Origin of the sequence: Undibacterium sp. 14-3-2 (assembly GCF_016595265.1) — a bacterium.
Classification (GTDB): domain Bacteria; phylum Pseudomonadota; class Gammaproteobacteria; order Burkholderiales; family Burkholderiaceae_D; genus Undibacterium; species Undibacterium aquatile.
In genome coordinates, this window is record NZ_JAENGS010000001.1 from 228,333 (window position 1) to 239,160 (window position 10,828).

Consider the following 10,828-nt stretch of genomic DNA (forward strand, 5'->3'; position numbering starts at 1 on the left):
TTTCAAGACATCAGTAAGATTGCGATATTTACCGCAATGCCGGCTGTCCAGACCAGACTGCGCAGATTGCTCATATTTGCCAGGTATGTCGCGACGTAGATCAGCCGCAGACCGATAAATATCATCGCAAGCGTATCAATGCGTCCCTGATCTGCATGCGCTTGCTGCGCGAGAACGACTGCTGCAATAAACAAAGGCAAGGCTTCCCAGCCATTTTGTTGTGCGGCATTCGCGCGTTGTCGCCAGCCTTGTAACTGCTGCGCCCATACACGTGGTTGCTGGTTGTTATAGCGACCTTCTTCTCGCTTCAGTTTCGCCGACCCTGCCTTTGCCAACCCAACCGCGATGATGGGTAACAGACATGCCGCCAGTACACACCAATTTGCTAAAGTCATTAAATTTCCTCTTTCTGAATTTTGAGATGAGTCACACGTGATGTGCGACAGATAGTAGTCCTGTTTCGGTAAAACGTCACAGCGTGCAGCATAAGATGAACCCAGTAAGAGCATGCATTGAAAAAAGGAAATAAATTTCCGTTAATTTGACGAGGTAACAATTCGCTACAATTCTGCGGCAAATATCGTGTCAACAGAAATCAAGCGGGCTGCGTTCTTGGCTTACGTAGATTGACTACGCAAAATAAACTCAACGAAAGAACAGGACCTATCATGAAACAAGTTATCGCCGCTATCATCGCAACTACTTTCGCAATGGGTACAGCGTTCGCCCAGACACCTGCAGCCCCAGCTGCTCCTGCCAAAGCAAGTGCGCCAGCCGCCGCTGTAAAAGCCGAAGCGAAAGCCGAAACAAAAGTAGCGCCGCCAGCCGCCGCGGTTGCAGAAGCAAAACCTGCCAGCGCAGCAGCAGAAACAAAAGCGTCAGTACCATCGGCAGAAAAAAAATCTAAGCATGTAAAACACATGAAAAAAGAAGCGAACACAGAAGTCAAAGCAGATGCAAAAGCAGAAGCAAAAACAGATACAACAAAGACGACACCAGCAAAATAATGGTTTGATTTTGTTGCCTCTGAAATGAGGTAAAAGACCGGCGTAACATCATTGATGTGCGCCGGTTTTTTTATACACGATAAAAACATACTGCATTCTTCGTAGCTGAAAAACAGATATAAAAATACGGGAAAATAAAAAAATAGATACATCAATTTTTTTAAAAATCCTGTCAACACAATGTAGCAAGGCCGCGTTATTAGCTTACGTAGATTGACTACGCAAAGCAAACTCAACGAAAGAACAGGACCTATCATGAAACAAGTTATCGCCGCTATCATCGCAACTACTTTCGCAATGGGTACAGCGTTCGCCCAAACACCAGCAGCTCCAGCTGCTTCTGCCAAAGCAAGTGCACCAGCTGCTGCAGTAAAAGCCGAAGCGAAAGCGGAAACAAAAGTGGAAACAAAAGTGACACCGCCAGCACCGGTAGTAGAAGCAAAAGCAGCCAGTGCAACCGCAGAGAAAAAAGTAAAGCATGTAAAACATGCGAAAAAAGAAGCGAAGGCAGAAGTTAAAGCCGATGCAAAATCAGAAGTGAAAACTGAAGTCAAAGCAGACGCAGCGAAGACAGCTCCAGCTAAATAATTCAGCTCAAACAAAAACGGCGCATATCATCTGATATGCGCCGTTTTTGTTTGATCAAAGCATCCGTGATACGTAATTATCATCGTGATGAAAATACATAATTCAAAGCAGAAATTTTCTGATCTGTATTTTTAAAATTTTTTCTTTAACAGAATAGTGCCTGCGAACGATGAGAAAAAATTTCATCTGTTTTGATTCCAATTCATTCTCAAAGCAATCCGATTTTTTTCAGTGAATTTTTCAGTTCTTTTATATTTCCCTGTTCCGGCCAGCCGGTAACTTTGCTGCTGAGTTTTCCATCTTTAAAAAAATAAAAAGTCGGCGTTCCCCAATGGTCAATGTCTTTCCATTCCTGTCCTTGATAAACCATGGTCATTTGAAAGTTGGGAAAAGAACGATTCCACTTCTGGATGTCGTGAAAGTAGCTGTGGCGCATTTGCGGAACCAGCCATTTTCCATGTTCGCGAAACACAGTCATCAAGGCGGGATCTTGCGAAATATCGCGTACCGCATTTCTGGAAAAATGGCATCCTGGGCTGGATACCACAATAATTTTTGCGCCCTGATTGATGTCAACATTTCTTCGTAATAAAGATAAGCTGTTTGCTTCAATCAGCCACTCCGTTGGCATCTGAGCGGATAAATCAGGCTCTTCCCGATATGCAGGCAAAGCGTCATTCACTGATAGTTTGTGCCGTGCCAAAAGTGCGTCTGCCTCTTTCAACATTCTGACCTGCAAGAGCGCGAAATATAACTTTGTATAGTGTTCTTCAGTGATCAGTTTGCGCTCTTCTGACACCTCGGAAATACGCTGCAGATATTCTACATATTTCGTTTCAGCGGTATAAAAAGCGGTCATGTCTGCCGCGCGAAAAAGAATTTTTAAATCAGATGGCGTGGTTAATTTTATTTTTTCTGCATCCAGAAACGGAAGCATAAGGCGATCGAAAGCATTTGCCATTGCGATTGCTTTAGTCGATGTTGTTTCAGTCGCGGCGTTTGCAATGTTATCCAGCTCGGCGGATTGCTGTTCCAGCGTTTGCGAAAACGCACCACTCGCACTGAGTATCGCCACTAAAAATATGAGCGTCAGCTTGTGTTGGAATGAAAACAAATATGGCGTCATAAAATATTGGAAGAAAATTACTCAATGGTGAAAAGGGAATGCTAGAAAATGATTCGGCAACGATACTCAGATTTGAGTCTGATTTTGCGTACCGTAGTGATCAACAGATTTATCCTGGTTGACTAAAGAATATCTGACACGAATGAATTTGTTAACTTTAATTCTCTTTTTTGGTCGAGCCTGTATCACAAAATTCTTCTTACAGATCGAAAACGAAATAAACGCGTGTATCGTGGTTTCTTGCGCACGGGGATGCGGTCAAGATGTGGTTAAATGTGAGTTCAATATTTATCGCCACTGACCGACTTCAATGTATGAAGAAACAAGTGTTTTGCTTACTTGGATTGTTTTGCGCATGGCAAGCATCTGCAACGGATTTACGCGTAGCGATATGGGAAAGTGCTGCGCCATATAACGTGAAAACTGAAAGCGGCTGGAAAGGACCATGTGTTGACGTCTATCGTGCGATAGAGGCAATTGATCCGCAGTTGCATTTTGTGCTGGATGACGATCCTATGCCGATACGCCGTATCGAATATGAGCTCAGTGCAGGGCGGCGTGACATTATCTGTGGCGCCAGAAAGAATGCGTCGCGCGAAGCTGCCGGTATGCAGTTTCTGAAACAGGGTTTGCACACGACGGGCTATCGGCTGGCAGTCAGAGTCGGTGATGATGTTGTTGTGAATAACTGGAACGACGTGAAAAAATTGGGCAAGGCTGGCAAAGTGCTGATCATGCAAGGGCATGCCGAGGTCGAACGCTTGCAGCAGTTAGGCATTATCCTCGATAGCGGCACACCGACCGCCGAACAGAATCTGATCAAACTGGAAGCAGGTCGCGGCAGATTTTTTTATCACCGCGATTCTTTTTTTAAGAGCGGTGCCTACTCTCCAAAAAGCCATCCGGATATCCGGTTGTTGCCCGTCATTCTCGACCCCAGCCCAGCGTATATAGCGGGTGGAAAAATGGTTCCCAAAGAAGTGATGGCACAGATCGATAATGCCTTCAGCAAACTTGTGCGTAACGGTGAATTAAACCGCATCATGAAAGCAAACGCGCTCGATTAAGCCTTACTGACAACGGCACAGGCTACGCTATTCTGAGCAAAAACACTCAGCGTTCTCCCATATAAATCACACGTGGGCAGGGCGATTGTGGTGATTTCTGCGGGCACCAGAATGACACCGTGATCGACCAGCGCCGACAAGAAATTTCAACCAGATCCGCTGTGTCACCCATGCCCATATTGCAGGTCGATTGCAGCGCTGCATCGAGCGATTTCGCCTGAAAATATCCGTAGGTATTGATGGTTTGTATTGCTTCCGTTGCGCGTTGCGGTGGCACTGTCCCTGGTCGCACAATCAGCTTGCGCGCTTTCAGTGGCACGATTGTTTCCACCTCTGCCGCGCCACAACTCCATTGTTTGCCATCGCGCCCGCATTGGGCAACGTAATATAAAGGCTGGGTCTTGAGCTGCGCATGCGGACGGCATTTCACATCGGCGTAATTTGCCTTGTCCGCCTGAGCGCTGAAAGCGCGCGCATCAATCTCTGCAACGCCGACACCGAATGGATCGCCACAGACCAGTTTCTCTAACAACAGATGTTCGTTGCGACTGAGCCTGACAGGAAACGTCTGCTCATCTGCATTTGCATAGGCGGTGGCAGTCAGCGTTATGACCGATGCCAGTAAAAACAATGACATCAGTCGATGCCAGCCTGCTGTGTTCATGCGCTTTGTGGCGCAAAAATGGCCTGACCAGCGCATGAATACAGGGACTTTTTCATTTGAGTTGCAGTAATGATAGATACAGACGCCATCGTCAGAGTGGCGTCTGAGCAGCCGATATCAGCGATAAAACGCTTCGACCTGACCTTTGACTTTGATCATCAGCGGATTGCCTTTACGGTCACGCGCCTTGCCCGCTGGCACGCTGATCCAGCCTTCGCTGATGCAATATTCTTCGACGTCCAGACGCTCTTTACCGTTGAGCTTGATGCCCACTTCGTGTTCAAACACGGCGGCGACGTAGTAAGGGCTGCGCGGATCAACCGACAGGCGATCCGGTAATGGGGGGAGTTGTGTAGTATCGTTCATAGGCCGAATTATCCACCAGATGCGCAGTCTGTTCAATGCTGCTGTCGATTTTGCTGTCAGCGACGGATATTTCGCGCCAGCTTTATCGTGTCATCAGGCTTGGGGCGTTGATGCTACCGATGCTGCTAAGGCCCGCAAACGCTGATGGAACTCGTCGTCCCAGTCGACCTTCAATTGCTGTTTGGCGCGCAGATAATGTTCACTGAACACATCCAGATACGCTTCGAGCGTTTGCGCGGCGAATACATCGCCCGCCAGTTGCAGGCATAAACCGGCGACTTCCGATGTGCACAAATGTTCATCACGGCGCGAGCGGCGCAAACGGTAGCGTGACAATTGTTCCGGCAACAGACTCAGCACAGGAAACTGTTCCAGATACGGGCTTTTTTTGAATATTTTGCGGGCTTCCGGCCAGGTTGCATCGAGCAAAATGAACAGCGGTCGTTTCTTTGAGATTGCGGCTGCGGGTTCGCTGGAATCTGAAGCGTTTTGTTCCGGCAGTAATTGCGTGATCACACGCTCTGGCGCCACAAATTCACCGGGAAACACCACATATGGCTGCCATTGCGGATCCGCCAGCACCGCCAGTAAAGCCGTATCCACTTCCGTACGAGCCCAGCCAAATGCCATCGTATCGGGTACCACATCGGCGATCAGCCAACCCGTGTTACTAGGCTTGAGTGCTTCATGTTCTGCCATGATCAGGCACACACCGGCACGCGTCGGCACTACAGGACGCAGCGCGCAGATGCAATGGCTGAGTATCAGGCGGCAGCCGCCGCAACGCTCGCCATGCGGCCCGCCGCGCGCCAGAAACGGTCGCGTGCTGCGTGCCAGACGGGCAGTACGTAAGCGGGAGACAGCATGCGGTGGGTGATTGGTATTCATCAGGGAAACTCAGGTGCGACAGACGATTGCCGCTCGTTCATCATTCAGACAGGGCGCGTATCTTGGCATGAGCGACGTGACATTGCAAACCCCGTATTAAATGGACTTCTGCCGGGTGATGCTGCCAACAGCCAATATCTATGCGGGGATACAGGGGTATGCCTTGGAAACCCGCATGAACATTAGGGGGTGTTTTCAGCAAATTGGCTGAAAATGCGTTTTGCCGATAAAAAACGCCACGTAAGCCATATCGTTACGTGACGTTCTTTATTTTTCAAACCAGCTGTTGCGTTGATCAGGCGCAGATCAGCCACAGACGCCGGTGCTTACATGCCCAACGAACGTAACAGTTCATCGCTTTCGTCATCCACCACCGGTGCGGCGGCTGCTGGCGCTGCTTTGCTCAGATCGGCTTGTTCCATATCCAGCAAGGCATCCGGATCGATGATTTCACTGGAATCAAAATCATGCAATTTAATGAATTCCGTGCGATCAATCGCGAGTTCGAGATAGAAAATATTATTGTTTTCAGTGAAAAACGACACGCGGCGGATTTCAGGGCGATCCAGCGGCGTATCCACGCTCAACATCACCTGCTTATTCAGCACCAGCATTTTTGGCTGATTCTGGGTGATGTTGGTTTGCAGTTCCCGGCGTATTTTGCCGGTAAAATCACCGACGATCTGATTCATCAGTTCGCCGAGGATATTTGACACTTCATCCGAGCTGAACGACGAGGCGAGTTCTGATTTCGGCATGCCCATGCTGAGCATGTATTTTTCGTAAATTTCCAACGCGGCGTTGCCAGCAAAATTCAGCACTACCAAACCGGAAAATCCACCGTCAAATAAGACGAAACAACCGATATCCGGCTTCAGACCGATTTTGGTAATTCTTTGCACCATCGCAGAGTAATGAATCTTGCTTTGCGTCGCTACGTTCAGTACTCGCGTGACCGAATTGCATAAACTGGTCAACAGATCTTCTGTTCCGTAGACAACTCTTTTTTCTTCGTTACTCATGACCAACTCCTGAATTAGGTTTCTTGAAATGATTGTTATCTATTGTTATTTTGTCCGCGCAGTCGCCGATGCGCTATGACCAATACGTTGGCTGACACATTCGCAGACACATCGTTTCGCCCAGCGCTGGGAGTAATGTCGTGCCGTCGCGCTTCGCTGGTAAATACCACACGAAACAGGGTGATACGGCTAAGCAGGTTTGCCATCGGTTCTCGCAAGTATGTTTGCGGTGACAGGGCGAAGCCAGACATGATTTTCTCCTCTGCGTGGCAGTGTTACCGGGAACTCAGCGCAGCGTCAATCGCCGCACGCAGAACACTTGTACCATGGAAATAGATAAGAATATTCAATGGTACACGCTGCGTCCAGATGTTTCACGTTTTCTGTGCGATTTGGGGCAGGCAAACGCCTGTGAAGGCAGGCGGTTTTATCGGATTTCCAAGTTTCTGCACGTTTTCTTAGCTTCATGATACAAAATGAAGCAAAACATGCCTACAAATAACGCCACAACTGCGGCTCATTTACAAACCCGGTTGCTGGCAAAAGTAGCACCACGTGCTTCTTTCAGGCGCAATAGCTGCGTCTTTGTTATCACCGGAAACAGATACGCCGTGAAAGTCAGCCGGATGGGTTGTTGAAACGTTAAGCTCAAACAGTGGTGATGGCCTGCCACTCCCTCTGGCATGCAGGGAACCAAGCAACAGCATGCCGGTCTATCAAATGACGAAGCGACCAACGACATGTCTGCTTTGCCAAATTAAATCAACCTGAGAGTGAGACTATGAAAAAATTCCTGCATATCCTGAGTCTGGTCGCCATCGTTGCCAGTTTAAGCGCCTGTATTTCTGTCAGCGAAAACACAGTCGAAGCTGGCAAACAAATCAGCGTGATGTCGCAGCAAGCCATCGCTACTTGTGGTCAGGGTAATGTCGATAAAGTGACCACGACCAGTTTTACCTGCAAACAGAACAGCCGTTAAGCAATACGCTGACGCATAAAAAAACAGCCGGTGTTGATACCGGCTGTTTTTTTTGAAGCGGAAAAAGAGGCGGCAAAAAATCGCACGAAAATCTGAGTCTGCGTTCAATGTCTGAGATTCCATGCGCCTACTGGCAGCATTTCAGCCTGCAGACCTGATCAATACACAGTCTCGCTGATGTCATTCGGCTGGTTGCCGTACTTTTTGATTTTTACTGCCGCTTTATTGAGCAAATTTCGCGTAATACGCCTGCACCGCAGGCAAGGCCGCGATGCGCTGATTATGCGCATTCAGCGCCGGTGCTACCTGCGCCACCAGATCGGTTGGCACATGATCCAGACGACCAGCATTCAAACTACGAATATCCACAAACACCTTCAGATCGGCGATCGTTAGCCTGCCATCAGCAAAGTATTCGCCGCCTTGCGCCAGCAAACGCTGCTCCAGCCAGCGCAGATAAACCGGCATAGAACCATTCACCAAGGCCAGACGCGCTGCCTTTTGCTCTTCACCCGTCATACGATAAGTCGGCCCCATCCTGATACCCGCTTCTTCCACGACAAAGCTCACCTCGTCGCAGTACAAAGCCTGCAAAGCGTCTTGCGGATACAGACCCGCCAGCTTGCCCGCATAACGCAGGATCGCATCACATTGCGTCAGTTGTACACCATCCACCTCTAGCACAGGCACCTGCCCGAACGGCGTCGCTTTGCGCACGTCGGCAAATTCAGGATAGCTGAAACGATGATCCTCAAACGCCACCCCGCCCAGCGCTAACGCCAGCCGCACGGGCTCACCACGGCCACCATGAAAATCGAAATAGGTCAGTTTAAGTTGAGGCATGTTGTCTCCTGAAAGCGAATAAAAGCGGAACTAAAAAATTGGCTGCTTTGGGCGCGTGATGAACCCAAAACCCGCGCCATCATAGCAGGGTCAGCAAGGGTAGGCAGAATGCCGGATTTTATGTGTGTGCATCTGACTCGCTTGAAACAGCATGTCGATATTGATGCTGCCAGACATACTAATTCAGTCAGAATGAAATAATGTGACTCATCGTCCGTAGACCATCTCATATTGAAGATCTAAACTCAAACAACCAGATTAACTATCACATTTGTTGGAGAATAGAATGACCGGATATATTGAGGAAGTGATTGACGACATGATTATATGGATAGAGCCTGATCCAGACCATTTTCGGGGTGGGTACGTCTGGTCAGTGAGCCGGAATCAGACCGAGCTCGATTGCGGACTAAGCTACTCACCAGAAAGTGCAAGAAGTGACGCGAAGAAAGCGGTTTTCAGCTTACTTAACAGTGACTCCGCTGAGTTCAAGGCTCTTTGAATTGCTGTCAATGATCCACTCTTCCAAACAGTCGATCAGATAATCCTGCCTGAGTCGGGTTTTTCCTTTGAGAGCACATTCCCAGATAACCGCATAACGCCATTCAGATGCCAGCAACTGAGTCTGGTGACGTTGATCCCGCGCGATATTGTCGGAGATCTTAGCCAACCAGAATGCCGTTCTGGTTTGAGGTATTTTCGACAGATGGCAGCGGTGGCCGTGCCAGATACAGCCGTTGATTTATATCGCTGCCTTATAACATTTTGGCTGGTCAGGCAAATCTTTATCATGGAATCGATAGCGGAAGCCCCCAGTATGAAGCCCTTTGCGCATCAGAATTTCTGGCTACGTGCTTTGTTACTTAATTGGCCGCATTTTTTTTAGTGTGTTGTTATGGAATGAACGTCAGCCATATGAAATAAATGCCATAGCTCTTTGCTAAATTGCAGAGCAGTTCACAAACTGTTTCTAGTTCTTCGTTTATAGAACGGAATATCTACTGTAACATTCATCCTCGTAAAGAGGTGCAAGTATAAGATAAAAACCTCTTTAATATTAATATGTTACGTAAATTGTGAATATGAATAAAGAACCTTTGGACCTGGAAAAAAAGATGAAAGAAAAACCGATGATATTTTCTTTTTTTTCTGGAAGTGGATTTCTTGATTTGGGTTTTGAGAATTCTGGATTTGATGTTTGCTTCGTAAATGAATTTCACAAACCATTTATTGAGGCACATAAATATTCTCGCCAGTTGATGAAGCTGGATATTCCTAGTTACGGATATTTTACTGACTCAATAGAAGCGTTTGTTGATGGTGACAAATCTAAGGTTCTATCTGATTTAGTGAACAATGCTAAAGATAAGGCTTCCGTAGGTTTTATTGGTGGGCCGCCATGTCCAGATTTTTCAGTCGCAGGAAAAAACAAAGGATCAACTGGTGAAAATGGGCGTCTGACTAAGGTGTACGTTGATTGTATTCTTAAAAATACTCCAGATTTCTTTCTCTTTGAGAATGTAAAAGGTTTATGGCGTACTGCTAGGCACCGTGCCTTTTACGAAGAAATGAAATCAGCGTTGCGTGATGCAGGATACATACTCACTGACAGACTGACAAACAGTATTGAATTTGGCGCACCTCAGGACAGAGACAGAATTTTAATGTTCGGTGTAAAACAAGATGCGTTCAATATATCGAACGATGATGAACTCGAAAATAAATTCAAATGGGGAAGAGACATAAAATTTGATAAGAATACAGTTTTGAATAAAGATCTATGGCCAAAACAAGAATCATTTAGTGTTGATTCAAATAGATCAATACCGTTCTCAGTCGTTGAATTTGAATCATTAACTGTTGAATATTGGTTTAAGAAAAATGTAGTTGACCAGCATCCAAATGCATCACATCACTTCACGCCCAGACAGGCGCTTTCAAGGTTTAAGACAATTGGAGAAGGGGATGACGCAAAAAAATCATTTAAACGCTTACATCGCTGGCGCTATTCACCTACTGCAGCATATGGAAACAATGAAGTGCATTTGCATCCATATAAAGAACGTAGATTAAGCGCGGCAGAGGCGCTAGCAATTCAATCTTTACCAAAAGAATTTGTACTTCCTCCAACCATGACATTGTCCAATATGTTTAAAACGATTGGAAATGGAGTCCCTTATCTTTTGGCCTTAGCCATTGCCAAAGAAATCTTTTCATTTGTGACCAATTTTGAGACACCTAAGAAATAAGATTATTTGCGAATTGCATGTTAGGATAT

At 46.9% G+C, this 10,828-nt stretch carries 13 protein-coding genes; 4 read left to right on the forward strand and 9 right to left on the reverse strand.

Annotation, left to right across the window (positions count from 1 at the left end):
• Nucleotides 1-2 precede the first annotated feature (2 nt).
• Complete coding sequence (locus Undi14_RS00975; RefSeq protein WP_200177575.1) at nt 3-395, reverse strand: MAPEG family protein; 393 nt, start codon at nt 393-395, stop codon at nt 3-5.
• A gap of 200 nt (nt 396-595) precedes the next feature.
• On the reverse strand, nt 596-1,186 hold the full coding sequence (locus tag Undi14_RS00980) for a hypothetical protein (RefSeq protein ID WP_200177576.1): 591 nt from the start codon (nt 1,184-1,186) through the stop codon (nt 596-598).
• 76 nt (nt 1,187-1,262) lie between these two features.
• On the opposite strand from Undi14_RS00980, the gene Undi14_RS00985 reads away from it, so the two are divergent.
• Complete coding sequence (locus tag Undi14_RS00985) at nt 1,263-1,595, forward strand: hypothetical protein (RefSeq protein WP_200177577.1); 333 nt, start codon at nt 1,263-1,265, stop codon at nt 1,593-1,595.
• Between the two features lie 208 nt (nt 1,596-1,803).
• Here Undi14_RS00985 and Undi14_RS00990 read toward each other — a convergent pair whose 3' ends face one another.
• The gene (locus tag Undi14_RS00990; RefSeq protein ID WP_200177578.1) at nt 1,804-2,721 is read right to left on the reverse strand and encodes a hypothetical protein; all 918 of its coding nucleotides are present in this window, start codon (nt 2,719-2,721) and stop codon (nt 1,804-1,806) included.
• A 314-nt stretch (nt 2,722-3,035) separates the two neighbouring features.
• On the opposite strand from Undi14_RS00990, the gene Undi14_RS00995 reads away from it, so the two are divergent.
• Nucleotides 3,036-3,788, forward strand: coding sequence for an ABC transporter substrate-binding protein (locus Undi14_RS00995; protein WP_200177579.1), 753 nt, complete (start codon nt 3,036-3,038; stop codon nt 3,786-3,788).
• Nucleotides 3,789-3,834: 46 nt separating this feature from the next.
• Here Undi14_RS00995 and Undi14_RS01000 read toward each other — a convergent pair whose 3' ends face one another.
• The 4 genes from Undi14_RS01000 to Undi14_RS01015 form a co-directional block, all read right to left on the reverse strand.
• Complete coding sequence (locus Undi14_RS01000) at nt 3,835-4,452, reverse strand: hypothetical protein (RefSeq protein ID WP_200177580.1); 618 nt, start codon at nt 4,450-4,452, stop codon at nt 3,835-3,837.
• A 117-nt stretch (nt 4,453-4,569) separates the two neighbouring features.
• Complete coding sequence (locus Undi14_RS01005) at nt 4,570-4,818, reverse strand: DUF3297 family protein (RefSeq protein WP_200177581.1); 249 nt, start codon at nt 4,816-4,818, stop codon at nt 4,570-4,572.
• Between the two features lie 93 nt (nt 4,819-4,911).
• Entirely contained in the window at nt 4,912-5,706 is a 795-nt protein-coding gene (locus tag Undi14_RS01010; protein WP_200177582.1) for a tRNA-uridine aminocarboxypropyltransferase, read from the reverse strand.
• Nucleotides 5,707-6,032: 326 nt separating this feature from the next.
• Entirely contained in the window at nt 6,033-6,728 is a 696-nt protein-coding gene (locus tag Undi14_RS01015; protein WP_186884006.1) for a DUF3334 family protein, read from the reverse strand.
• Between the two features lie 781 nt (nt 6,729-7,509).
• Between Undi14_RS01015 and Undi14_RS01025 the strand changes: the two genes are divergently transcribed.
• Nucleotides 7,510-7,707 carry a hypothetical protein gene (locus Undi14_RS01025; RefSeq protein ID WP_200177584.1) on the forward strand — a complete coding sequence of 66 codons (198 nt, stop codon included), beginning with the start codon at nt 7,510-7,512 and terminating at the stop codon, nt 7,705-7,707.
• Between the two features lie 222 nt (nt 7,708-7,929).
• Here Undi14_RS01025 and Undi14_RS01030 read toward each other — a convergent pair whose 3' ends face one another.
• Nucleotides 7,930-8,550, reverse strand: a complete 621-nt coding sequence (locus tag Undi14_RS01030) for a glutathione S-transferase (RefSeq protein WP_200177585.1) — start codon at nt 8,548-8,550, stop codon at nt 7,930-7,932.
• A gap of 463 nt (nt 8,551-9,013) precedes the next feature.
• The gene (locus Undi14_RS01035; protein WP_200177586.1) at nt 9,014-9,220 is read right to left on the reverse strand and encodes a hypothetical protein; all 207 of its coding nucleotides are present in this window, start codon (nt 9,218-9,220) and stop codon (nt 9,014-9,016) included.
• 412 nt (nt 9,221-9,632) lie between these two features.
• On the opposite strand from Undi14_RS01035, the gene Undi14_RS01040 reads away from it, so the two are divergent.
• On the forward strand, nt 9,633-10,799 hold the full coding sequence (locus tag Undi14_RS01040; protein ID WP_200177587.1) for a DNA cytosine methyltransferase: 1,167 nt from the start codon (nt 9,633-9,635) through the stop codon (nt 10,797-10,799).
• The last annotated feature ends 29 nt before the right edge of the window (nt 10,800-10,828 follow it).

Coding starts and splice junctions, on each gene's coding strand:
- Undi14_RS00975 (WP_200177575.1), bottom strand. CDS start 395: ATGACTTTAGCAAATTGGTGTGTACTGGCGGCATGTCTGTTACCCATC.
- Undi14_RS00985 (WP_200177577.1), top strand. CDS start 1,263: ATGAAACAAGTTATCGCCGCTATCATCGCAACTACTTTCGCAATGGGT.
- Undi14_RS00990 (WP_200177578.1), bottom strand. CDS start 2,721: ATGACGCCATATTTGTTTTCATTCCAACACAAGCTGACGCTCATATTT.
- Undi14_RS00995 (WP_200177579.1), top strand. CDS start 3,036: ATGAAGAAACAAGTGTTTTGCTTACTTGGATTGTTTTGCGCATGGCAA.
- Undi14_RS01000 (WP_200177580.1), bottom strand. CDS start 4,452: ATGAACACAGCAGGCTGGCATCGACTGATGTCATTGTTTTTACTGGCA.
- Undi14_RS01005 (WP_200177581.1), bottom strand. CDS start 4,818: ATGAACGATACTACACAACTCCCCCCATTACCGGATCGCCTGTCGGTT.
- Undi14_RS01010 (WP_200177582.1), bottom strand. CDS start 5,706: ATGAATACCAATCACCCACCGCATGCTGTCTCCCGCTTACGTACTGCC.
- Undi14_RS01015 (WP_186884006.1), bottom strand. CDS start 6,728: ATGAGTAACGAAGAAAAAAGAGTTGTCTACGGAACAGAAGATCTGTTG.
- Undi14_RS01025 (WP_200177584.1), top strand. CDS start 7,510: ATGAAAAAATTCCTGCATATCCTGAGTCTGGTCGCCATCGTTGCCAGT.
- Undi14_RS01030 (WP_200177585.1), bottom strand. CDS start 8,550: ATGCCTCAACTTAAACTGACCTATTTCGATTTTCATGGTGGCCGTGGT.
- Undi14_RS01040 (WP_200177587.1), top strand. CDS start 9,633: ATGAATAAAGAACCTTTGGACCTGGAAAAAAAGATGAAAGAAAAACCG.